The 23,816-nt window shown below is 42.1% G+C and carries 23 protein-coding genes; 14 read left to right on the top strand and 9 right to left on the bottom strand.

The window, feature by feature from the left end:
- Nucleotides 1-93: 93 nt before the first annotated feature.
- From glpA to glpC, 3 genes are read left to right on the top strand one after another with little or no spacing between them, the layout of a single operon-like run.
- Nucleotides 94-1,749: an anaerobic glycerol-3-phosphate dehydrogenase subunit A gene (gene glpA, locus G6Q48_RS01950; RefSeq protein WP_004258606.1), complete on the top strand. Its 1,656-nt coding sequence runs from the start codon at nucleotides 94-96 to the stop codon at nucleotides 1,747-1,749.
- A complete protein-coding gene (gene glpB, locus G6Q48_RS01955; protein ID WP_166264258.1) occupies nucleotides 1,739-3,034 on the top strand; it encodes a glycerol-3-phosphate dehydrogenase subunit GlpB in 1,296 nt (431 codons plus the stop codon). Before glpA ends, glpB begins: the two co-directional genes overlap by 11 nt.
- Nucleotides 3,031-4,224: an anaerobic glycerol-3-phosphate dehydrogenase subunit GlpC gene (gene glpC / locus G6Q48_RS01960; RefSeq protein WP_004258601.1), complete on the top strand. Its 1,194-nt coding sequence runs from the start codon at nucleotides 3,031-3,033 to the stop codon at nucleotides 4,222-4,224. Before glpB ends, glpC begins: the two co-directional genes overlap by 4 nt.
- 94 nt (nucleotides 4,225-4,318) lie before the next feature.
- On the opposite strand, the gene G6Q48_RS01965 is transcribed toward glpC, so the two are convergent.
- Nucleotides 4,319-4,987, bottom strand: coding sequence for a 7-cyano-7-deazaguanine/7-aminomethyl-7-deazaguanine transporter (locus G6Q48_RS01965; protein WP_102137991.1), 669 nt, complete (start codon nucleotides 4,985-4,987; stop codon nucleotides 4,319-4,321).
- A 169-nt stretch (nucleotides 4,988-5,156) separates the two neighbouring features.
- On the opposite strand from G6Q48_RS01965, the gene tusA reads away from it, so the two are divergent.
- On the top strand, nucleotides 5,157-5,405 hold the full coding sequence (gene tusA / locus G6Q48_RS01970; RefSeq protein WP_166264260.1) for a sulfurtransferase TusA: 249 nt from the start codon (nucleotides 5,157-5,159) through the stop codon (nucleotides 5,403-5,405).
- Nucleotides 5,406-5,457: 52 nt separating this feature from the next.
- Here tusA and G6Q48_RS01975 read toward each other — a convergent pair whose 3' ends face one another.
- The 3 genes from G6Q48_RS01975 to G6Q48_RS01985 form a co-directional block, all read right to left on the bottom strand.
- Nucleotides 5,458-6,432, bottom strand: a complete 975-nt coding sequence (locus G6Q48_RS01975; RefSeq protein ID WP_166264262.1) for an Rpn family recombination-promoting nuclease/putative transposase — start codon at nucleotides 6,430-6,432, stop codon at nucleotides 5,458-5,460.
- Between the two features lie 214 nt (nucleotides 6,433-6,646).
- Complete coding sequence (locus G6Q48_RS01980; RefSeq protein ID WP_166264264.1) at nucleotides 6,647-9,064, bottom strand: zinc/cadmium/mercury/lead-transporting ATPase; 2,418 nt, start codon at nucleotides 9,062-9,064, stop codon at nucleotides 6,647-6,649.
- A 160-nt stretch (nucleotides 9,065-9,224) separates the two neighbouring features.
- Entirely contained in the window at nucleotides 9,225-9,854 is a 630-nt protein-coding gene (locus G6Q48_RS01985) for a lysoplasmalogenase (protein WP_102137987.1), read from the bottom strand.
- A 152-nt stretch (nucleotides 9,855-10,006) separates the two neighbouring features.
- Between G6Q48_RS01985 and G6Q48_RS01990 the strand changes: the two genes are divergently transcribed.
- Complete coding sequence (locus G6Q48_RS01990; protein WP_102137986.1) at nucleotides 10,007-10,357, top strand: DUF2500 family protein; 351 nt, start codon at nucleotides 10,007-10,009, stop codon at nucleotides 10,355-10,357.
- Between the two features lie 6 nt (nucleotides 10,358-10,363).
- Here the strand turns inward: G6Q48_RS01990 and G6Q48_RS01995 are convergent, their stop codons facing one another.
- Entirely contained in the window at nucleotides 10,364-10,660 is a 297-nt protein-coding gene (locus tag G6Q48_RS01995; RefSeq protein WP_102137985.1) for a DUF1145 family protein, read from the bottom strand.
- A 10-nt stretch (nucleotides 10,661-10,670) separates the two neighbouring features.
- Nucleotides 10,671-11,252, bottom strand: coding sequence for a 16S rRNA (guanine(966)-N(2))-methyltransferase (gene rsmD / locus G6Q48_RS02000; RefSeq protein WP_166264266.1), 582 nt, complete (start codon nucleotides 11,250-11,252; stop codon nucleotides 10,671-10,673).
- Nucleotides 11,253-11,528: 276 nt separating this feature from the next.
- Between rsmD and ftsY the strand changes: the two genes are divergently transcribed.
- From ftsY to rpoH, 4 genes are all read left to right on the top strand, one after another.
- Nucleotides 11,529-13,598 carry a signal recognition particle-docking protein FtsY gene (ftsY, locus tag G6Q48_RS02005; protein ID WP_166264268.1) on the top strand — a complete coding sequence of 690 codons (2,070 nt, stop codon included), beginning with the start codon at nucleotides 11,529-11,531 and terminating at the stop codon, nucleotides 13,596-13,598.
- Between the two features lie 6 nt (nucleotides 13,599-13,604).
- Nucleotides 13,605-14,270 carry a cell division ATP-binding protein FtsE gene (gene ftsE / locus G6Q48_RS02010; RefSeq protein WP_004258545.1) on the top strand — a complete coding sequence of 222 codons (666 nt, stop codon included), beginning with the start codon at nucleotides 13,605-13,607 and terminating at the stop codon, nucleotides 14,268-14,270.
- The gene (gene ftsX, locus G6Q48_RS02015) at nucleotides 14,263-15,240 is read left to right on the top strand and encodes a permease-like cell division protein FtsX (RefSeq protein WP_166264270.1); all 978 of its coding nucleotides are present in this window, start codon (nucleotides 14,263-14,265) and stop codon (nucleotides 15,238-15,240) included. Before ftsE ends, ftsX begins: the two co-directional genes overlap by 8 nt.
- Before the next feature lie 257 nt (nucleotides 15,241-15,497).
- Nucleotides 15,498-16,376 (top strand): RNA polymerase sigma factor RpoH, encoded by an 879-nt coding sequence (gene rpoH, locus G6Q48_RS02020; protein WP_166264272.1) that lies wholly within the window; start codon nucleotides 15,498-15,500, stop codon nucleotides 16,374-16,376.
- Between the two features lie 109 nt (nucleotides 16,377-16,485).
- Here rpoH and gloA2 read toward each other — a convergent pair whose 3' ends face one another.
- On the bottom strand, nucleotides 16,486-16,872 hold the full coding sequence (gloA2, locus tag G6Q48_RS02025) for an SMU1112c/YaeR family gloxylase I-like metalloprotein (protein WP_102137980.1): 387 nt from the start codon (nucleotides 16,870-16,872) through the stop codon (nucleotides 16,486-16,488).
- On the bottom strand, nucleotides 16,859-17,272 hold the full coding sequence (gene panM, locus G6Q48_RS02030; protein ID WP_166264274.1) for an aspartate 1-decarboxylase autocleavage activator PanM: 414 nt from the start codon (nucleotides 17,270-17,272) through the stop codon (nucleotides 16,859-16,861). The genes gloA2 and panM overlap by 14 nt, the downstream gene beginning before the upstream one ends.
- A gap of 379 nt (nucleotides 17,273-17,651) precedes the next feature.
- Between panM and G6Q48_RS02035 the strand changes: the two genes are divergently transcribed.
- The 5 genes from G6Q48_RS02035 to livF all read left to right on the top strand — a co-directional run bounded on the left by G6Q48_RS02035 (nucleotide 17,652) and on the right by livF (nucleotide 22,535).
- Nucleotides 17,652-18,761: a branched-chain amino acid ABC transporter substrate-binding protein gene (locus G6Q48_RS02035; protein WP_166264276.1), complete on the top strand. Its 1,110-nt coding sequence runs from the start codon at nucleotides 17,652-17,654 to the stop codon at nucleotides 18,759-18,761.
- Nucleotides 18,762-18,863: 102 nt separating this feature from the next.
- Nucleotides 18,864-19,790: a high-affinity branched-chain amino acid ABC transporter permease LivH gene (gene livH / locus G6Q48_RS02040; protein ID WP_004258523.1), complete on the top strand. Its 927-nt coding sequence runs from the start codon at nucleotides 18,864-18,866 to the stop codon at nucleotides 19,788-19,790.
- Nucleotides 19,787-21,058, top strand: a complete 1,272-nt coding sequence (locus G6Q48_RS02045) for a high-affinity branched-chain amino acid ABC transporter permease LivM (protein ID WP_102137978.1) — start codon at nucleotides 19,787-19,789, stop codon at nucleotides 21,056-21,058. Before livH ends, G6Q48_RS02045 begins: the two co-directional genes overlap by 4 nt.
- Nucleotides 21,055-21,834, top strand: coding sequence for a high-affinity branched-chain amino acid ABC transporter ATP-binding protein LivG (livG, locus tag G6Q48_RS02050; protein ID WP_166264278.1), 780 nt, complete (start codon nucleotides 21,055-21,057; stop codon nucleotides 21,832-21,834). Before G6Q48_RS02045 ends, livG begins: the two co-directional genes overlap by 4 nt.
- Nucleotides 21,834-22,535 carry a high-affinity branched-chain amino acid ABC transporter ATP-binding protein LivF gene (gene livF, locus G6Q48_RS02055; protein ID WP_102137976.1) on the top strand — a complete coding sequence of 234 codons (702 nt, stop codon included), beginning with the start codon at nucleotides 21,834-21,836 and terminating at the stop codon, nucleotides 22,533-22,535. Before livG ends, livF begins: the two co-directional genes overlap by 1 nt.
- A 47-nt stretch (nucleotides 22,536-22,582) precedes the next feature.
- Here livF and G6Q48_RS02060 read toward each other — a convergent pair whose 3' ends face one another.
- The gene (locus G6Q48_RS02060) at nucleotides 22,583-23,497 is read right to left on the bottom strand and encodes a hypothetical protein (protein WP_102137975.1); all 915 of its coding nucleotides are present in this window, start codon (nucleotides 23,495-23,497) and stop codon (nucleotides 22,583-22,585) included.
- Nucleotides 23,498-23,816 lie beyond the last annotated feature (319 nt).

The raw sequence follows: 23,816 nt of genomic DNA on the forward strand, positions 1-23,816 counted from the left end.
ATCGCGTTTCTGGGCTATATTTAATAATAGATTATAAAAATAGAACCTATACTTATTTATTATAGAAACGTTTATTAATGTGAGGAATGCGACATGAATGGCTCATCTGTGACTGAAACGGATGTCATCATTATCGGTGGTGGCGCAACAGGTGCAGGAGTCGCTCGTGACTGCGCTCGCCGAGGCCTAAGAACCGTTTTACTCGAAAGACATGATATTGCGACTGGCGCGACAGGACGTAACCATGGATTACTGCATAGTGGCGCGCGTTATGCCGTCACAGATGGTGAATCTGCCAGAGAATGTATCGAAGAGAACAAAATTTTAAAGCGTATCGCACATCATTGTATTGAACGAACGGACGGTTTGTTTATTACTCTTCCTGAAGACAGCTTAGAATATCAGCAGCAATTCATTACGGCCTGCCAAGCGGCAGGTATTGATGCGACTGCGATTGACCCTAAAGAGGCTATTCGTCTTGAACCTTCTGTTAACCCGCATTTAATTGGTGCGGTTCGTGTTCCTGATGGTACGGTTGACCCATTCCGTTTAACTGCGGCAAATATGTTAGATGCCAGAGAGCATGGCGCAAAAGTGTTAACTTATCATGAAGTTATTGGTTTAATTCGTGATGGTGATACGGTACGCGGTGTGACGGTATATGATCATCATGCTAAGAAACAATATGATATTTACGCAGAAATTGTCGTCAATGCGGGCGGGATCTGGGGACAAAAAATTGCAGAATATGGCGAATTAAAAATTAAAATGTTCCCTGCGAAAGGGGCACTATTAATTTTAGGTCACCGTTTGAACAACATGGTGATAAACCGCTGCCGTAAACCTGCAGATGCCGATATTTTGGTTCCCGGCGATACGATTTCCCTGATTGGGACCACGTCGACTCATATTGAATATGACCAAATTGATAATATGTATGTCACCCCTGAAGAGGTGGATATTCTGATTCGCGAAGGTTCAATGTTGTCTCCTGCACTTGCGACAACGCGCATTTTACGTGCATATGCAGGCGTTCGACCATTAGTTGCTAGTGATGATGACCCATCAGGGCGTAACGTAAGCCGCGGTATTGTGTTGTTAGACCATGCTAAACGCGATGGCTTAGAAGGTTTTATCACCATTACAGGGGGTAAGTTGATGACTTATCGCCTGATGGCGGAATGGGCGACAGATAAAGTTTGCGAAAAACTTGGTCACAGCGCCAAATGTACAACAGCAGAAGCCCCATTACCGGGGTCGCAGCACAGCGCAGAAGAAGCCTTACGTAATGTTGTTTCTATCCCAGCCCCTATTCGTGGCTCTGCGGTTTACCGCCATGGTGACAGAGCTTCTGCAATTCTCAGTACGGATAGGCTCGATAAAAGTTTAGTTTGTGAGTGTGAAGCCGTTACTGCGGGTGAGGTGCGTTATGCCGTGAATTCATTGACGGTCAATAATCTGCTTGATTTAAGGCGCCGTACTCGTGTGGGTATGGGAACTTGCCAAGGTGAGCTATGTGCATGCCGCGCAGCTGGCTTACTCAATCGTTTTAATGTTACAACGCCCCATGAAACAGAGCAGCAATTAAGTCACTTCCTGAATGAGCGCTGGAAAGGTGTACGTCCAATAGCTTGGGGGGATGCGCTGCGTGAAAGTGAATTTACTAGCTGGGTATATCACGGGTTATGTGGCATGAATGAAGCGACACTAGGCAAGGATGCACAGAAGGAGGCAGATAATGAAATATGATGTAGTGGTAATGGGCGGCGGTTTGGCTGGATTAATGAGCGGTATACGTTTAACCCAGTCTGGCCTATCTTGTGCAATTGTTAGCGCAGGGCAAAATGCAATGCATTTTTCATCAGGCTCCTTAGATTTATTAACCCATTTGCCTAATGGGGAAGTGGCTGAAAAACCATTAGAAATGCTTGATGCGTTAAAGGAACAGTCGCCAGCTCACCCTTATAGTTTAATCGGAAAAACGCAGGTTACTGAATTAGCGCATATGGCGCAGTCGATATTGCAGCAAGCGGGAGTCCATTTAAAAGGCTCTTGTGAAGAAAACCATTATCGCATTACACCTCTAGGCCATAAGCGCATGACTTGGCTTAGTCCTAAATTTGTTCCAACGGCTGGCTTACACCATAAAATGGATGCTAACAATATTGCGGTGGTTGGTATCGAAGGTTTCTTGGATTTTCAACCCCAAATGGTTGCGGATGAGCTACAACGTGAAGGGCTACAAGCAACAGCGCACTATGTGCATTTACCATTATTAGACCGGTTAAGAGAAAACCCGAGCGAGTTTAGAGCCGTTAATGTTGCTCGCTGGTTAGACCGTCCAGAAAACATGGCTCAAATGGTAGCTGAAATTTCCCCGTTGGTCGCAGATGCAGACGCGATTTTCATGCCAGCGTGTATCGGACTCGACAGTGATGAACCTTTACAGGAATTACAAAGGAACTTAGGTAAGCCTATATTTTTATTGCCGACTCTTCCACCTTCTTTATTGGGGATCCGTTTACACGAAATGTTATTGCGTCAGTTTCGGCGCCAAGGTGGCATAGTGATGCCAGGTGATAAAGTCACTGCGGTAAACTGTGTGGATGGCCGAATTGAATCTGTCCAGACTCGTAATCATGGTGACATCTCTTTAAAAGCTAAGCATTTTGTTCTGGCAACGGGGAGTTTTTTCAATAATGGATTGGTGGCAGAGTTTGACCGTGTGTATGAGCCATTGATGCAATTGGACCTGTGTGAAATTTCAGAACGTGCAAAATGGACTAACAAAGAGTTTTTTGCTTCCCAACCTTATATGGCTTTTGGCGTGAAAACTGATGAAAAGCTGCGCGCACAAAAAGAGGGGAACGCTATTTCAAACCTTTATGTCGCTGGCGCTGTATTAGGCGGTTTTGACCCTCTCACCCAAGGTTGTGGGGCGGGTGTATCAATAATTAGCGCATTATATGCCGCTAATGAAATCATTAATGAACTGATTAAGAGTAAAACCATGCAGGTGGAGGTGGCACAATGAGTATTCAAGATGCAAGCTTTGAAAGCTGTATTAAATGCACGGTGTGTACCACTTATTGCCCTGTAGCAAAGGTTAATCCATTGTATCCAGGCCCTAAGCAAGCCGGGCCCGATGGTGAGCGCTTGCGCTTAAAAGACCCAATGTTATATGACGAGGCACTTAAATATTGTACAAACTGCAAGCGCTGTGAAGTGGCTTGCCCATCGGATGTGAAAATTGGCGATATCATTGCCCGTGCGCGTAATACTTACAGCCAGCAAAAACCGAAAATTCGTGATGCAATTCTCAGTCATACCGATTTAATGGGGTCGCTATCTACGCCATTTGCACCAGTTGTAAATACGATTACAGGGTTAAAACCTGTACGTCAAATCCTTGATAAAGCACTGAAAATAGACCATCGCCGTGAATTACCAAAATATTCATTTGGGACTTTCCGTCGTTGGTATGCAAAACAAGCCGCTGAACAAGCTAAATTTGAAGAGCAAGTTGCGTTTTTCCATGGTTGCTATGTGAATTATAACCACCCTCAATTAGGTAAAGACTTAATTAAAGTCTTCAATGGGATGAACATTGGCGTTCAATTACTTAAACGTGAAAAATGTTGTGGTGTGGCGTTAATTGCGAATGGCTTTATGAAACAGGCAAAACGCCAAGCCAATGTGAATTTAGAGTCATTACAAGAAACTATCCTTGAAAAACATGTGCCTGTTGTTGCAACTTCATCAACGTGTACGTTTACTATCCGTGATGAATATACACATGTCCTTGATGTTGATACTTCTGCAATGAGGGATAACATCGAGCTCGCAACACGTTATATTTATCGTTTACTGGAAGAAGGGCGTGAACTCAAACTGAAACATACGCCTTTAAAAGTGGCTTATCATACACCATGCCATATGGAAAAAATGGGTTGGACCTCCTACACATTAGAGTTAATTAAGCGTGTACCCGGTGTTGAGCTGATAGTGTTAGACTCACAGTGCTGTGGTATCGCAGGAACCTATGGTTTCAAAAAAGAAAACTATGAGGTTTCTCAAGGTATTGGTGCCGGGTTATTTCGCCAAATTGAAGAAAGTGGTGCTGATATGGTGATCACTGATTGTGAAACGTGTAAGTGGCAGATTGAGATGTCGACGAGTAAGAAGTGTGAGCATCCCATCTCACTTTTAGCAAAAGCTTTGTGATCTATTACTTATCGAATTGTAGGGTTGTTATTTGTTGTTTTAGCTCAGTTAATCTTATTTGGAGATAGCATTTAGCTATCTCCTTTTTTTGTTTTTAGTGTTGATTGACTAACTGCTTTTTATCTGAGTTTGCGAAGAAATATCTCAAGATAAAATTCAAAAGCACACCATAAGCAGGTAAGAAAAACAGCATACAAATAAGTAGCTTAAAGACATAGTCAACTAAAGCAATTTCTACCCAGTTTGCGGCCATAAATGGGTCGCTACTACGGAAAAATGCGATAAAGAAGAACGCGATAGTATCAATTAAGTTACCAAAGAACATGGCACAAGCAGGAGCCACATACCAACGTGCATTTTGACGTAATCGATTGAAAACACTGACATCTAATATTTGCCCCAGGACATAAGCCATAAAGCTAGCGGCTGCGATACGTGCGACAAATAAGTTAAATTCAGACAATGCAGTAAAGCCTTGCCATTCACCTTGGAAAAATAATGCTGAAATAACATAGGATATCAGTAATGCCGGCAGCATAACCGCAGTGATAATTCTGCGTGCAAGTGGCGCGCCATAAATACGGACGGTTAAGTCAGTTGCTAAGAAAATAAATGGAAAAGTAAATGCGCCCCAAGTGGTATGGAAACCGAAAATATTAATCGGTAATTGCACTAGGTAGTTACTAGAAGTAATAATTAAAATATGAAATAACGAAAGCCAAATTAACGCAGTGGCTTTTTGCTGCGCAGTAAAATTAAACATATTGTACCTTTTTAGTGACAATGGGGTGAGGGAACCCATGAAATTCATCCCAACAGTTGGGAACTGCGCATCATACGCTCGTTGCGCAACGAAAGCAAAACAGTTCATTCATCAAGACACGTTTTATTATATAATTCGATTATTGATCTCTCTTTAGAAGTGTTTATTTATGTCTGATTCTTTTGATAATGCTACTAAGACCCTTGACACACTTGGGTTGCGTTGCCCTGAGCCTGTGATGTTAGTGCGTAAAACGGTTCGTAATATGGCAGATGGGGAAACGTTGTTAATTATTGCGGATGACCCAGCAACCACACGCGACATTCCGGGCTTTTGCCGTTTTATGGGGCATGATTTATTAGCCGTAGAGGTTGATAATACCCCGTATCGTTATTTGCTGCGTAAAAAGTCGAGCTAATAGTTATTAGCTAATTTCATTTTGTACGTTAATTCCTGCCAAGAAGTAGGGATTAACGTAGGTTTAATACTTCCTGATAGCTCAGCCCTGTAAGTTGACAGATAAGTTCAATACTTGTACCAAGTTGTAAACCTTTAAGAGCAATTTCATGTTGTTTTTTGTTTGCTCCGATATCAATGCCCCTATTTACACCGATATCAATGCCTCTATTTACACCGATATCAATGCCTCTATTTACACCGATATCAATACCTTCTTGTAATCCTTGGTTTTTTAATCGTTGTGCGATGTTCATGATATCCTCTTGGTTATTTTCTAGTTGGTATATAAGTTGATTGACCACTGTTTCAAAATGCGGTGAATCCATAGTAATAAATAAGTAATTGAAAATAGTAATTATGTCATCACTATGATGATAGTTTCGATTCATCGCTTCAGCTAGTAATTGCGTAATTTTTTCTATGTTATCTCTTAGGTCTCTATGTTTCATAGCAAGTTCCATGACGGCAACTTTGCGATGGTTTACGAGCTCATTATCATCAATAACAGTAATATCGACGAGAGGAAATGGCTGACTGTATAAGTTTGACGCAATTTCAGGCCACGGAAAACAGTGTGTCCACGGCTTAGCATATGGGTAAGGGGTTATTTTCCCATGATAAAATAAAACTGGGACAACTAGTGGTAAATCACGATGACCTTGTTGTAAGTGCTGATTCATGGCAAGGAACGCATAATGCATCATCCTCCAACCCATTAGTTTATCGGGTGTTGATTGATGTTCAACTAACATATAAATATATCCTTCACCTTGCTGTGTCTCGACAGTGTAGAGAACATCTGAAAGACGAGTACGTAGCTGATTATCAATGAAAGATGAATTTGTTATCGCTAATGTTTTGAAATCACATAATTGCTTAATATGATTAGGTAAGTGAATATCAAAAAAATCACGTGCATTATCAATTTTAGACATAAACCCTTTAAATGCAGCATCATGCGGTGTTGAACTGTGATTTTTTACCATACTCAGTACCCACTAAACGTTATACCAAAATAATCTATTGATAAAACGTATTCTAGCGAAAACTGAGGTTTATGGAGAAAAAGTTAGTCCTAATTCTTTAATTGAATTTGCATTTAACATATTGTAATACAGGTATTTATTGGAAATGTTGTAAATGAAAAACGCCACTTAACGCGGCGTTTAAATTGGTTGATTGAAACTCTGTTAATTAAAGCTATTTTTTCACTTGGGGTAATTTAACGCGTAATAGACGCACTGCGTTCGCTGTGACGAGTGCTGTTGCGCCTGAATCAGCAAGTACAGCGACCCAAAGGCCTGTAATACCTAATAAACTTGTGACAAGGAATACGGCTTTTAACCCCAAGGCAATCGCGATATTTTCACGAATGATTTTTCGCGTTGCACGAGAAAGCGCGATGATTTCAGCTAGCCCCGTTAAACGGTTATGAGTTAATGCGGCATCGGCGGTTTCTAACGCAACGTCCGTACCACTTCCCATGGCTACCCCGATACTGGAGGCTTTCATCGCAGGCGCATCATTAATACCATCTCCAACCATCATGGTGCTGTGGTTACGATTAAGTTCCATTACTGCGGTAACTTTATCTTCAGGTAACAAGCCAGCACGGAACTCCATGCCTAGTTGCCCTGCAATGGCACTCGCAGCACGAGGATTATCACCCGTTAGCATCACCGCATTAACGTTAAGCGCTTTAAGCAAACTCATTGCGTCATTTGCATCATTGCGTAGTGTATCTTGTAGCGCGGTTAAACCAATTACACGGTTATCTTCTAGTGTGACAACAACCGTTTTCCCTTCGGCCTCAAGTGCCTCAACTTTACCTTGCCATTCGCTATTTAGCGGGGTATCAAGGCGGTTTGGTGCACTAACCAGTATATGTTTATCGTTCAAAACACCTTCAACACCTTTCCCTGCCAGTGCTTTTCGGTCTTGAGCTTCGGTTACTACCAACGATAATGCTTCGGCTTTATTCACTACCGCCTTAGCCAGTGGGTGATGGGAGCCCACCTCAACGGAAGCGGTTATCCGTACTAATTCGCTTTCTGTCATGCCTTCTTCAGGGACAAGGTCAGTGACATGCGGTTTACCTTCCGTTAGTGTGCCTGTTTTATCTAAAGCAATTGTTGTGATAGTACCCAGTTGTTCAAGTGCTGCGCCGCCTTTAATTAATGCACCGCGCCGTGTCGCCGTTGCGAGTGCAGAGGTGATTGCGGCAGGGGTCGAAATTACTAAGGCACAAGGACAACCGATTAATAGCAGTGTCAAACCGCGGTAAATCCATGTTTCCCATGATGCATCAAAGAAAATTGGTGGAATAATAATCACCAATGCAGAAATAAGCATAATGATTGGTGTGTATATGCGACTAAAGCGGTCAATAAAGCGTTCTATTGGAGCGCGGCGTTCTTCAGCTTCTTCAATTAGCTGTAAAATACGGTCGATGGCATTTTGGCCTTGCTCTGACACCACTTTCATCTGCACGGCTCTATCAACGGATAAACAGCCAGCAGCAACTTTTTCGCCTGCATTGCGTTCGATGGGAACAGATTCACCTGTTAGCGCACTCTCATCAAAGCTGGCAAAACCTGAGACTAATACGGCATCGGTAGGTAAACGACCACCCGGTGCGATTTCAATAATATCACCAGGGCGTAATTGTGCCACAGGTATGGTGGTTTTTTGTCCATCCTTGATCAAAACAGCATCTTCTGGAACCAGTGCCATTAAGGCGCTAACCCCTCGTCGGGCTCTTCCGGCAGAATAAGACTCCAACATTTCGCCTAACATAAACAGTAAGATAACCATTGCGGCTTCTTCTGTGGCTTGAATAAAGATTGCACCTACCGCGGCAACGGTCATCAAAGTTTCGATAGCAAAGGGTGAGCCAGTACGAATTAGGCGCAACGATTTACGAGCAATAGGGTATAAACCAAACAGGGTTGTCAAAATAAAGGCGATGTTACCAATTTTTGGGCTGAATGATTCAATACCCCAGCTAATTGCCATTAAAATCGCTAATATAATGACGGGCTTAGCTTCACTGAGTAAGCTTTGTGGTGGCGCAATAGCCGCCGCACTATTACCAGTCACTTCGAGCAATTCATAGCCAGCAGCTTCAACCGTGGAACGAACCGCCGCGCTAATATCCGTATTGGCATCAACCACTAATTTTTCAGTAGCGAACAATACCTTAGCTTGTTTAACTTCACTAATTTGGCCGACTGCGGTTTCAATTTTATTGGCACAACTAGGGCAATCCATACCGCGAATAACCCAACTGAATCGTTGCCCTGCGGCTTGGGTTGGCTCAACGTCATTGATGATATTCGCGCTTAACCCACAACTATCACCGTGTTGGTGGTCATGGCCTGCATGGCTATGGTTATGGTGCGTATCGTCGGTATCATGCTCATGGGATGAATGGCATCCTTGATGCTGGTGAGATTCTTCATCGTCATCAGAGTGTTGCTTTGTATAGCCATGTTCGTGAGTATGTGAGTCATTACTCACTTCTTTGCTGTTCTCTGTGATTACAGAAGAACAAGTAGCGCTATTCGAGCAGCAAGAACTGGTATGTGTATGATTTTCTTTATGAGAGTGTGAGTGCATAAGCGCCCCCTTATCTAACAATAATTCGTTTCATTATTCATTGCAGATAAGTTTACACTCTGGAGTCTACTCCAGAGTCAAACTAAAAGAGGGGCTGCCAACTGATAAAATTCTCAAATAGCACTTTTTATCAATTGGCATGGTGTTTACTAAAAAGGGGTTATAAATAAATTGCTCGGACAATAAAGAACTGCCCAAGGAAATAGAGAGCAGCAACAACGGCTTTTGAAGCTTTAAATGGGATACGGAATCGAGCAATTAGCCAAACACAGTTAGAAAGAAAGAGCAGTGATGCACCAACCATGATTGAAAAATTGTATTCACGACCGAGACCAAAATATTGGTCACCAGCAACCCATGCCATAATCATACACATTATTAATGATGCAAAAACAATGGCTTGAAGATTTTCAAGTTTGCCCCAGATAAATACTAAAGTAATGGCAGCGACAATCAGAGGGGCGGCTAGCCAAGGTAGATAGAGCCCGAAATTGAGTTGCATTCCGAAGCTGATGGTATAAATCAGGTAACTCAAGAACATCAACGCAACGGAAGCTAGTAAGTGCTCACTTGAAAGCATACGAGACAGATCCGCGACGAGCGAGACTAGTAGCCCCGCAAGAATGAGGTAATTTTGCAGGTTAAGATCGTCGGAACTCCAGCCCCAAAGTAATAAAAGTAGCAGTGTGATCGGGCGAAATAACCACCGTTGCCACCCGGGTCCTCGATAGGCGGCATCGACATATAACCAACCAGAAAAGAGTACTGCGAGGAATGGCCAACTAATCATATACACATCCTTATATGTTCAATGAATGACACGACAGTGATCCGGCAACTTATACTCGTTTACTTCAAGCTATGTAGAGTATAGAAGCGTGTCCAACTTAGTTAAATAAGATAAACTATAGCGACTGACTTTTTAAGTGAAAAGCATACATTATGAATAAGCCCATATTATTGATCATTGTTTTAGCGATCATTGCTGTTCTAGCAACCAAGCGTTTTTTTGATCAACGCAAGCAAAATGAAATCAACGATAACGCCTTGCCTGTGAGTTACTTAGTCAAGGTTGATAGCAAAAAAGACTATCCATACCCAAATATGCGCTCTCGAGAGCGGGATGTTGTTTCCCCTGAAACTTTTCGCTATGAGATTCACTTTAAGACGCTATCAAGTGGCGAAATTATTAAAACTATTGTAACTGAAGAACAGTATCAAGGCGTTGAACTTGGCCATGAAGGTAAGCTCATTATGCAAGGTACCCGCTTTATTCGTTTTGAGCCAGCGTAGAATAGGTTACTCGCCTAATTGTTTTTTCTTCGCTTTTTCTAAATCAGCTTTATTTTTTTTCTGCATCGCTAGCATTTCGAATACACCAAAAAAGAAAATGCGCAGTTGAACTAAACCCGATATTTTTTCCCCTTTTGGTAGCGTTGCTTTTAGGAAAATAGTTTGTAATGCGTGCATGAAAATCATAAAAACCATTGCAATATCCATAAAGTATTTCAATGGTTTAGGGAATGGATGGACGAGGTTAAAGACCATAAAACTCCAAACGCAAATCATGAGTAGGCGTCCAATATTGATAAACATGTTTTTGTCCCTAAAGTGAAGTTCGAATAAAAAGGCGATATGCGACTTGCCCCGCTATTTTTTCGCGATGAAGTTGCCAATTAGCTGGAATGTCAGTAAGTGGTGACTCCGCTTCTGACTCAACGTATATCCAGCTTTCTTCAGCTAACCATTGGTTTTTTTCTAACAATTGAATAGTTTCATTGAGTAGCCCTTTGCGAAATGGTGGGTCAATGAAAACGACATCAAAAGGTGTACCTGCTTGACTTAAAAAAGTTAGGCTATTGTGATTCACTACAGTTGCGTTATCTGCTTGTAAGCGAGCTTTGTTTTCAGTTAACAGTTGTGCGTTTTGTTTATCGAGCTCAATAAAGGTGACCGTTTCTGCAAAACGAGAAAGTGCTTCAAAGCCGAGTGAGCCACTTCCTGCGAAGCAATCTAAGCAACGAGCATCTCGAATAATTGGCATTAACCAGTTAAATAACGTTTCTTTTATTCTGTCTGTAGTTGGACGTAAGCCCTCACTATCACGAACTGGCAGCTTTCTTCCGCGCCATTTTCCACCGATAATACGAATTTGCCCTAAAGAGGGGGATTGTGGTTTTTTTGCCATAATGTTTATTGTTGCTTAACGGGTTTATGTACTTAAATTTGATTGTTACTATTGTATACCTGTCAGGCGATAAGTTGCAGTGTTGTTATCTCTGATTGGTCATTTTTCAATTATAGAACTTTATTTTCACCGTTTTAACACTGAAATTCAGATTAAATTGGCAGGATTTTTCTTTCAGATATGTGTTGCTGAGCGATGAAATGGTAGACTGCATATAATTTTATTGCGATTTGATTATCGAGTGCCATATTTTTACCGCGAGGAGTGTAGTGGCAAATGGCTAAAGACAAGAAAAAAGGTTTTTTCTCATGGTTGGGGTTTGGGCGTAAAAATGAAGAAGAAACCCAGCAACAAGAAGCTCAACAGCATGATAATGATGTAGTCAAGGACGTTGAAAACCAATCAACCCATGAAACTGCGGTAGATGCCGCAACAGCCGAAGCGGAACGTCAACATCAAGCAGAGCAGGCCGCTATTAAAGCCGCTGAAGATGAAGCTGAGCGCCAGTATGAAGCGCAGCAAGCTGCGATTGATGCGGCAACCGAACAAGCAGAACGTGAGCGAGAAGTTAAATTAGCAGAACTCCAAGCGGCCCAAGAGCAAGCGGAACAAGCGCATCAGGAAGCCCAAGAGAAAATATTAGCGGAAGAAAAAGCGGAGCGTGAACGCCAAGAAGCTGAAGCAATACGTATTGCTGAAGCAGAAATGGCACGTCAGCGTCAAGTTGAGTTAGCTGCGATCCAAGCAGCAGAAGAAGCTGAAGAACAACGTCGTCAAGCTGAGTTAGCTGCAATCCAAGCGGCAGAAGAACAAGCGGAACGTGAACGCCAAGCAGCAGAAGCCGCACGTTTAGCTGAAGAACAAGCAGAACGCGAACGCCAAGCAGCAGAAGCCGCGCGTTTAGCGGAAGAACAAGCGGAACGTGAACGCCAAGCGGCAGAAGTTGCACGTTTAGCGGAAGAACAAGCGGAACGTGAACGCCAAGCAGCAGAAGTCGCGCGTTTAGCGGAAGAACAAGCAGAACGCGAACGCCAAGCAGCAGAAGCCGCACGTTTAGCCGAAGAACAAGCGGAACGTGAACGCCAAGCGGCAGAAGTCGCACGTTTAGCCGAAGAACAAGCGGAACGCGAACGCCAAGCGGCAGAAGCCGCGCGTTTAGCGGAAGAACAAGCAGAACGTGAACGCCAAGCGGCAGAAGTTGCGCGTTTAGCGGAAGAACAAGCAGAACGTGAACGCCAAGCGGCAGAAGTTGCGCGTTTAGCGAAAGAACAAGCGGAACGTGAACGCCAAGCGGCAGAAGCCGCGCGTTTAGCCGAAGAACAAGCCGCTGAAGAAGCGAGAATTGCAGAGGAAGAAGCTGAAGCTGAGCGTTTACGTTTAGAAGAAGAAAAAAATAATTCACCAACTGAGCAAGAAAAACCTAAAAAAGCAGGTTTCTTTGCTAGGCTAAAGAAAGGGCTATTAAAAACTCGACAGAATTTAGGTTCAGGCTTTTTTGGGCTGTTCTCAGGTAAAAAAATTGATGATGACTTATTCGAAGAGCTCGAAGAACAGTTATTGATAGCGGATGTCGGGGTTGATACCACGCGCAAAATCATTGACAACTTAACGGCACATGCGAGCCGTAAAGAACTCAAAGATGCAGAAGCGTTATATGGCAAATTGCGTGAGGAAATGTCTGATATTTTAGCGAAAGTGGATAAACCACTCGTGATCGAAGACAAAAAACCCTATGTTATTCTTATGGTTGGTGTTAATGGGGTCGGGAAAACGACTACAATTGGTAAATTAGCACGTCAATATCAGTCGGAAGGAAAAAGCGTCATGTTAGCCGCGGGGGACACTTTCCGTGCAGCAGCCGTTGAGCAACTTCAAGTATGGGGTGAGCGTAATAAGATCCCTGTGGTAGCCCAACATACTGGTGCAGACCCTGCATCTGTTATTTTTGATGCGATTCAATCAGCACAAGCGAAAGGGGTTGATGTTTTAATTGCAGATACCGCTGGACGTTTACAAAATAAATCGCACTTGATGGAAGAGCTGAAAAAAATTGTCCGGGTAATGAAAAAACTCGATGAAAATGCTCCCCATGAAATTATGTTAACGCTAGATGCAAGCACTGGACAAAATGCGGTAAGTCAGGCAAAACTTTTTGATGATGCGGTCGGTCTGACAGGTATTACATTGACTAAGCTAGATGGCACAGCAAAAGGTGGCGTAATTTTCTCTATTGCCGACCAATTTGGTATTCCAATTCGTTATATTGGTATTGGTGAGGGTATTGAAGATTTACGTCCATTTAAAGCAGATGACTTTATCGAGGCTCTATTTGCCCGAGAGGAATAATTTTCGATGATTCGCTTTGAACACGTTAGTAAAGCTTATCGCGGTGGCCGCCAAGCACTCCAAGGGGTTGATTTTCATCTTCAACCTGGAGAAATGGCATTTCTAACAGGCCACTCAGGCGCAGGTAAAAGTACATTACTTAAACTGATTTGTGGTATTGAACGCCCAAGTGCGGGTCATATTTTATTCAATGGTCATGATATCAGCCGCTTGAAAAATCGAGAGATCCCATTTCTGCGCCGGCAGATCGGGATGATTTTTCAGGATCATCACCTGCTTTTTGATCGAACGGTATATGACAATGTCGCAATGCCGCTAATCATTTCTGGTGCCAGTACCGAAGATATTCGTCGGCGAGTTTCTGCGGCATTAGATAAAGTCGGGTTATTGGACAAAGCTAAAAACTTTCCAATTCAGTTATCTGGTGGGGAGCAACAGCGTGTCGGTATTGCCCGAGCGGTGGTGAATAAGCCAACGATGTTATTAGCGGATGAGCCAACAGGTAACCTTGATGGTGAATTGTCTGAAGGGATAATGCGTTTATTCGAAGAGTTCAACCGTGTGGGGGTGACTGTTTTAATGGCGACCCATGATATTGCATTGATTGAGCGTCGTAACTACCGTGTTCTTACATTAAGTGAAGGTCGTATGCTTGGAGGTCAACATGGCTAAGAATGTCCGTAAAAGCAAGCCGGAACGAGCCAAGCAATCGAAAAGTAAAGCATTAAAAGGCGGTTGGAAAGAGCAGTGGCGTTATTCGTGGTTGAATGCGCTCGCTGATATGCTTAGGCAGCCTTTAGCCACTTTTTTGACAATCATGGTTATTGCGATTTCACTCACATTACCGAGCCTTTGTTATATTGTGTGGAAAAATGTTTCGCAAGCCGCGGAACAATGGTACCCAACACCTCAACTCACTGTTTATTTAGATAAATCTCTTGATGAACAAGGTGGGCAAAATGTGGTAACACAATTACAGGCTCTTGATGGTATTGACCATGTGAATTACCTTTCTCGTGACCAAGCCATGAGTGAGTTTCGCAGTTGGTCTGGTTTTAGTACCGCACTCGATATGCTAGAGGAAAACCCACTGCCTGCAGTCGCAATAATTACACCTAAAATTGATTTTGAAGGTTCTGATGTATTAACAACACTGCGTGATAGAGTCAGCCAAGTCGATGGAATTGAAGAAGTTCGCATGGATGATAGCTGGTTTGCTCGGTTAGCCGCACTCACGGGCTTGGTTGGGAAAGTCGCTTCTGTCATTGGGATTTTAATGATTGTGTCACTGTTCCTTGTGATAGGTAATAGCGTTCGGCTCAACATTTTTGCTCGCCGCGATACAATTAATGTGATGAAACTAATTGGTGCTACTGATGGGTTTATCATGAGGCCATTTTTAAATGGTGGTCTTGTATTAGGCGCATTAGGTGCCATTATTTCCTTGATTATGACCTTTCTACTTGTTTGGCAGTTAGCAGACGGTGTGGCAAAAGTGGCTAGTGTATTCGGTACACAATTTCAGATTGAAGGGTTGTTATGGGAAGAGTCTTTATTGATCCTATTATTATCCGCTATGGTTGGTTGGATAGCGGCATGGTTGGCAACACTTCAACATTTACGACACTTTACACCTGAGTAATGCATTGTTTTTTCGTCATTTTTATCAAAGAGTCATGATTTGATTATATCATGACTCTTTGATTCTATTGCAAATTTGCGTTAAAAATGAACTTAGTCTGAATTGTTTTGTCCTACATTGACCTACTGTTAACAAATTTTGTATATAATTTATTTAACGCGGTTAAACTGGTAGACTTAAAGTGTTTACCTCATGGTTAACCAATGCGGTTATCAATACAAACTAATCTGTTTCCTATTATTTTATTGAGGATCTGAATGACCAAAGACATGCAATCATTAGCTCTTGTTCCACAAGGAAGTATTGAAGCCTATGTTCGGGCCGCTAATGCTTACCCGATGCTTACCGCTGAGGAAGAAAAGGAACTTGCTGAACGGCTGCATTACCATGGTGATCTGGATGCTGCAAAGCAACTGATCTTATCGCATTTACGCTTTGTTATTCATGTTGCTCGTAGTTATGCAGGATATGGTTTGCCGCAAGCTGATTTAATTCAGGAAGGTAATATCGGCCTGATGAAAGCGGTACGTCGTTTCAATCCTGAAGTTGGCGTTCGCCTTGTTTCCTTTGCGGTTCACTGGATCAAAGCTGAAATTCATGAATACGTTCTACGTAACTGGCGTATTGTGAAAGTCGCGACGACAAAATCGCAACGTAAGCTATTCTTTAATTTAAGAAAGAATAAAAAACGTCTTGGTTGGTTTAACCAAGATGAAGTCGATATGGTTGCCCAAGAGTTAGGTGTAAGTACTAAAGATGTGCGTGAAATGGAATCACGTATGGCTGCACAAGACATGGCATTTGATATGTCAGATGACGACGACAGCAGTGATTTTGGTGGCCCAGTAGCCCCGGTCTTATACTTACAAGACAAAGCATCAGACTTTGCCGGCTCAATTGAAGATGATAATTGGGAAAGCCATGCAACTGACCGCCTTACAGAGGCATTAGACTCTTTAGACGAGCGCAGTCAGGATATCATTCGAGCTCGTTGGCTAGACGATGACAACAAAACGACGTTGCAAGAACTTGCTGATAAATACGGTGTTTCTGCAGAGCGTGTTCGTCAGCTTGAGAAGAACGCCATGAAGAAGTTACGTTTGGCGATGGAAGAAGACGAAGACAGCGAAATGTGATTTATTACTGGCCAATTCGTTGTTCACTAAAATTATCTGCATTTATTACCCATTAAGCGGTGGATAAATGCAGATAATCATTTCTACTTTTATATTTTTGATTGTTCAATTAATCACTGTATAACTCTAGCGGTAAGCCATCTGGGTCTGTGAAAAATGTAAAACGCTTTTGCGTGTAGGGGTCAACCCGTATTGTTTCACAAGCCACCCCTTGTTTAGTTAAATAAGCGACCCATTTATCTAAATCATCGACACTGAAGGCTAAATGACGCAGCCCTGTGGCTTCGGGGTAACTCAGCCTTGCTGGCGGGTTAACAAAACTGAATAACTCAATTTGGTAATGTTCACCAAAGGCTAAGTCCGCTTTCCACGAATTATTCGCTGGGCGGTAATGTTCTTCAAGTAAATTTAAACCCAAAATACGGCAATAAAAATCCTTACTGATTTCAAAATTGGATGCGATAACAGCAACATGATGAATTTTATTTAACTTCATGCTGTTTTGTCCATATATCAGGTTGTGTGGTGGCATTGAAGCCATTAGCAGCCAAGAATAGTTGCATCACTTCTTTTTCTTGTAGCGCTACCCCGCTAATATCAAATTTCCATAGTGTAATGTCAGGGATGGCTTGGCAAATTTCTTCTAATAAATATGAGCCAACACCTCGTCGGCGAGTAACCTCTCGTACACAAAAATCGTGCAAAGTGGCTGCGTTATGATCCACGGTAATTTTTGCGGCACCAAGAAGTCGGTCATTAAAGCGCGCAGCGTAAAATTGATGGCCTGCTTTGTACATTTTTGCCAGTTCAAAAGGGCTCTGGTCAGGCCAGATTTTATGTAAGTCCAGATATTGTTGCTCAGTAGGATTGACCAGCGGGATAATAGTGAGTCTCATGATATTTTGTTTGTTTCCCTGTAAGAGTTGCAGTTACTCATCCTGCCAGAGTGATCTACAACCGATTTTTTGATTTTAGAGAGAAAAATTTGGTGATACTGAATTTTCCGAATTTCACTCGGATTAATTTAAATTTAACCCGAATATAACACTAGTATTTACAAAAAAACCACTTTAACACATCAGTTTTTTATTCTGCTTCTAATGTAAAAACCTACCATATCCATTTGCTATTTAGCATAATTATCTTGTTTAATGTTATGAAATATATAGCCTTATTCGCTGTATTTTGAAATATCAGGCATTGTACCTGTCAACCATAATAATCTACTACAAATCAAACACAAACACTCAGAACCATGAAGACGGGGACGATAAAATGAAGAATATGAATAAAGCATTATTGGCGGGCTGTATTGCGATGGCGTTCAGTTCTGCAGGATGGGCAAAGGAAATTAAAATAGCGGTTGTTGGCGCGATGTCAGGGCCTGTGGCGCAATATGGTGATATGGAATTTACAGGGGCACGCCAAGCGATAGCAGACATTAATGCTAAAGGTGGCATTAATGGAAACACATTAGTGGCAGTTGAATATGACGATGCCTGTGACCCGAAACAAGCGGTTGCGGTGGCAAATAAAGTCATTAACGATGGTATTCGCCATGTCATTGGGCATTTATGTTCCTCTTCAACACAGCCTGCATCCGATATTTATGAAGATGAAGGTGTCATTATGATCACCCCTGCAGCCACTAATGCGGATTTAACCACGCGTGGCTACCAGATGGTGCTTCGTACAACAGGTTTGGATTCAGACCAAGGACCAACTGCAGCTAAATTTATTATGGAAGATATCAAACCAACTCGTATTGCTGTTGTGCATGACAAACAACAGTATGGGGAAGGTTTAGCCCGTTCTGTGCGTGAAAGCCTCAATAAAGCGGGCATTAAAGAGGTCATGTTTGAAGGGGTAACCGCGGGAGACAAAGACTTTTCCGCTTTAGTGGCAAAATTGAAGAAAGAGAACGTGGATTTTGTTTACTTCGGGGGATATTACCCAGAAATGGGGCAAATTTTACGCCAAGCGAAACAAGCTGGGTTGAATATTCGCTTTATGGGGCCTGAAGGCGTCGGTAACTCTTCATTATCAAATATTGCAGGCGATGCCTCTGAGGGCATGTTGGTAACTTTACCAAAACGTTATGACCAAGTTGCGACTAACCAACCGATTGTTGATGCCATCAAAGCGAAGAAAGAAGACCCAACGGGCCCATTTGTTTGGACAACTTATGCTGCTATCCAAGGTTTAACAACAGCAATGGAGCGTACTGGCAGCATCGAGCCTGAAGATTTGGTGAAAGACCTGAAAGCAAATCCAGTCGAAACCGTTATGGGAACATTAAGCTGGCAGCCAAACGGTGACCTGAAAGGGTTTGAGTTCGGCGTATTTGAGTGGCACAAAGATGGGACATCCACCTCTGTAAAATAGTACTCAGCAGTGTTCCAGCATAGTGAATAAGAACCGGAAGTGAGTAACTTGCTTCCGGCTTCTGTTCTCTATATAGGACAAGTAGTTCGAAAGGATAGTCTTATGTCAGATCAAATTCTCTATTTTATTCAGCAGCTTCTGAATGGTTTAACCCTCGGCAGTACCTATGCATTGATAGCCATCGGATATACGATGGTATATGGCATCATTGGGATGATTAACTTTGCCCATGGCGAAGTGTATATGATAGGCAGCTATGTCTCTTTTATTGTGATCGCAGGCTTGATGATGCTTGGGATCGATATCGGCTGGATCCTTGTTGCTGCTGCCTTTATTGCCGCGATCGTGGTCTCTAGCGCCTATGGTTGGAGTATTGAGCGGGTTGCTTATCGGCCAGTGCGTCATTCTAAACGTTTGATTGCACTGATCTCAGCGATCGGGATGTCTATTTTCCTACAAAATTATGTCAGCCTGTCACAAGGTTCGCGTGATTTAGCCCTACCGAGTTTGATCACTGGGCAATGGGTTCTGGGTGAAAGCGATGGTTTTGAAGCCACGGTGACTAAGATGCAGTTGACCATCTGGGTGGTTACCGTGCTTGCGATGTTAGCTTTGACGTTATTTATTCGCTATTCAAAAATGGGTAGAGCCTGCCGAGCATGCGCAGAAGACCTTAAAATGGCCAGTTTATTAGGTATTAATACGGATCGCGTTATTTCATTGACCTTCGTTATCGGTGCGGCAATGGCTGCTGTAGCCGGTGTATTGCTGGGGCAATTTTATGGTGTGATTAACCCATACATTGGCTTTATGGCAGGAATGAAGGCATTTACTGCGGCGGTATTAGGGGGAATTGGGAGTATTCCCGGTGCTATGTTGGGCGGCTTAATCTTAGGTGTCGCAGAAGCGATGACCTCTGCATATTTAAGTACAGAATATAAAGATGTTGTGTCATTTGGTTTATTGATTGGTGTGTTATTGATCATGCCAACCGGCATTCTGGGACGCCCGGAGGTCGAAAAAGTATGAGAAAAGAAAATTGGATTAATGCCATTGTGGCTTCAGTGACTTTTTTCGTATTGGCACTGTTTATGATGGGGCTGCAGCTCGCACTGGATGGCACGAAACTGGTTGTGACGGTTGGGGACTCCGTGCGTTGGAACTGGATCATTGCCGGCATTGTTGTGATCTTTGTGTACCAGTTGGTTCGTCCAACCTTAAGAAAAGTGTGGCAAGGAGTGCCTAAGAAAGCGTGGGCTATTCCTGATTTTGATGGTTCGACAACTAAGCAAAAAATCCTTGCGGTTATAATTATTATTGCTGCAATTATTTGGCCGTTTATTGTTTCTCGTGGAAGTGTGGATATTGCAACCTTAACGCTAATTTACGTGATGTTAGGGCTAGGCTTAAACGTGGTGGTTGGGTTATCTGGCTTATTGGTTTTAGGCTACGCAGGCTTCTATGCGATAGGGGCTTATACCTTTGGTTTATTAAATCATTACTATGGTTTTGGGTTCTGGGAAAGTTTACCGATTGCAGGGTTAACCGCTGCATTAGCGGGCTTTTTATTGGGGTTCCCTGTTCTAAGGCTACGTGGGGACTATCTCGCAATAGTGACGCTTGGGTTTGGGGAAATTGTTCGTATTTTATTACTGAATAATACCGAAATCACTGGTGGGCCAAATGGGATCAGCCAATTACCGAAACCGACTTTTTTTGGTTTGGAATTTAGCCGTACAGCAAAAGATGGCTGGGACACTTTCCATAACTTTTTCGGCTTAGATTACAGCCCAGGTGACCGAATTATCTTCCTGTATTTTGTCGCTTTGTTATTAGTGGTTTTAACTTTGTTTGTTATCAATCGGTTACTGCGTATGCCATTAGGTCGTGCGTGGGAAGCATTACGCGAAGATGAAATTGCCTGCCGCTCATTAGGGTTAAGTCCAACTCGAATAAAATTAACCGCATTTACTATTAGCGCAGCCTTTGCGGGGTTTGCGGGGACGTTATTTGCTGCACGGCAAGGGTTTATCAGCCCTGAGTCCTTTACCTTTGTGGAATCAGCATTTGTGTTAGCCATTGTTGTTTTAGGGGGAATGGGCTCACAAACTTCTGTAATTTTAGCCGCAATTATCTTAGTTGTATCACGGGAAATGATGCGTGACCTTAACCAATACAGCATGCTGTTATTAGGGGCGCTGATGGTGCTGATGATGATCTGGCGACCACAAGGCCTATTACCGATGAAACGTCGTCAAATGCAGGTGAAAAAAGTCCCTGAAGGGGAGGGCGTATGAGTCATAAAACAACGCCTTTGCTACAAGTTAATGGCTTAACGATGCGTTTTGGTGGGCTACTTGCCGTTAATAATGTTGAGCTAACCATTAATCAAGAGGAAATAGTTTCACTGATTGGCCCGAATGGGGCGGGTAAAACCACTATTTTTAACTGTTTAACGGGTTTTTATAAACCGACCAGCGGCACTATTTTATATCGTGAAAAGCACCTTGAAGGGCTGACAGGGCAGGCGATTGCTCGTCTCGGAGTGATAAGAACGTTCCAACATGTGCGGCTATTTAAAGAAATGACGGTGATTGAAAATTTACTCGTGGCGCAACATCAACATTTAAAAAGTGGCATTTTTTCTGGGTTATTGAAAACGCCTGCATTTCGTCGTGCAGAATCAGAAGCGCTTGATAATGCAGTAAAATGGCTGGAGCGCATAGATTTACTACCCTTTGCAAACCGGCAGGCTGGCAATTTGGCCTATGGGCAGCAGCGTCGGTTAGAAATTGCTCGCTGTATGGTCACTCGCCCTGAAATTTTAATGTTAGATGAACCTGCTGCGGGACTTAACCCTAAAGAAACCAATGATTTGGATGATTTAATTGCCGAATTACGTGCACATCATAATGTTTCAATTCTATTAATTGAACATGATATGAAATTAGTCATGGGGATTTCAGATCGCATTTATGTCGTGAATCAAGGAACGCCATTGGCAAATGGGACACCAAGTGAAATTCGTCAACATCCTGATGTGATAAAAGCCTATTTGGGGGAAGCTTACTGATGCTTGAATTTAAAAAAGTTTCTACCCATTATGGAAAAATACAAGCGTTACATGAAATTAGCTTGAATATCCAAAAAGGTGAGATTGTGACCTTAATCGGAGCAAATGGCGCAGGGAAAACAACGTTGCTCAGTACCCTTTGTGGCGACCCGCGTGCATCGGAAGGCCAAGTCATCTACCGAGGTGTGGATATTACTCAATTGCCAACGTCCAAAATTATGCGTGAAGATATTGCAATAGTGCCAGAAGGGCGACGTGTCTTTTCTCGTATGACAGTGGAAGAGAACCTCGCAATGGGGGGCTTTTTTGCAAATCGCCAACAGTACCAAGAACGTATTGAGCGGGTTTATAAGCTGTTTCCAAGGCTGTATGAGCGCCGAAGTCAACGTTCAGGAACGATGTCAGGTGGGGAGCAACAAATGCTAGCGATAGGCCGTGCTTTAATGAGCCAGCCAGAGCTGCTGTTGCTTGATGAGCCGTCCCTAGGCCTTGCCCCCATTATCATTATGCAAATTTTCGATACAATCCAACAGCTACGCGAGGAAGGTATGACGATTTTCCTTGTCGAACAAAACGCCAATCAAGCGTTGAAACTCGCAGACCGTGGCTATGTGTTGGAAAATGGGCATATTGTGTTGGAAGATAGTGGAAAGGCGCTTTTAGCCAATGAAGCGGTAAGAAGCGCGTATTTGGGTGGATAGTTAAAAATGCTATACTGCGAACTATAGATAACTATAGCTCGCAGTATTCATTGCTCAATATTTTCTATATTATTTTTTGTGATTTTGATTTTAAGCTCATCTTTCTTATTATTTGTAAGCTTAAAAATATTTTTATAATTATTTGATTTGGTTTCGTTTTTATTTTCTTTATTTAAATGTGTTTTTCGTTCTACTGAAATTGAAAGATCTGGTAATGGACTACCAAATTCATCACCTGTGTTTATATATTCAAAGTTTTTATTTGCTGTAATAATACAACTTCCATTCTCTGTTTCTTTAATAGTAAAATTGGTTCTCATACTCTCAATTGAACTGTTATTTTTAGACTCTTGAGTAGCCCTTACACCTATATTGTAATGCTCATTTTTATTTATTTGATGTAAAAGAATTGTTGGTTCTGCAAGAAAGCCTTGATGAGCAATTTGCGATATCAGCTGGGCATTCTTCAACCCGAATTTTGCACTGAGAAACTTTGCATCTTTTATTTCTACTGAGTTTTCTTGGCGGTATGGTGTGTGTAAATAAATATTCATTCTATTGAAATCTTTGTTGAATTTATCAGATAGTTCTTTATCAAAAGTAAATTCATTAGATTCATAAATGTGACCAAGATGAGTAGATGTATAACTATCGTCCTTGTTCGGTTTGAATCCTGCTATTTTTGTTCTCAATATAATAGAAGTTGATTTTTCATCATGAATGATTTCTTTTTTATATTTATTATTAATGCTGAAATATTCTTTAATAAAAACAATATTATTTTCTAAATTTAATTCGCGTTTTCTATTTTTTATTGGCGATTTGAATAATTTCCAAAATGGTTCTAATGCTGTATTAATTCGGCAGATAAAACGGGCGAATCGATTTTTATTCGGTGTTTTACTATTTATTGTTTGAGGGTTTTTCGTAGAGTAAAGCATATTGTTATTAATTTTAGTCATGAACGCTCACTTAGAGGTATATTTAAGTTCAGGTTAGGGTATCTCACTGGGATAATAAATTATTGCATAAATAGATAGTACCTAATCAGGGGATGATACGATGGTATGGCAGGTGATAATCTTATGAAGACGAATTTTAGTCATTTTAACTGTTAACTTTTCTACTTTTCTAGAATGTGAGGTATCTCCCATTTCAGCTATTTGCTTGTTTCTATGTGAAAAATTAAATGTATATACAACTTTTTCTCTAGAAACAGGGATCTACTTGTTGTTGTATAACTCCCTTGGTATTCCAACCTTCACACTTCCTACAAAATTT

It is taken from the genome of Providencia sp. M-27, from assembly GCF_011077905.1.
GTDB classification, from domain to species: domain Bacteria; phylum Pseudomonadota; class Gammaproteobacteria; order Enterobacterales; family Enterobacteriaceae; genus Providencia; species Providencia huaxiensis.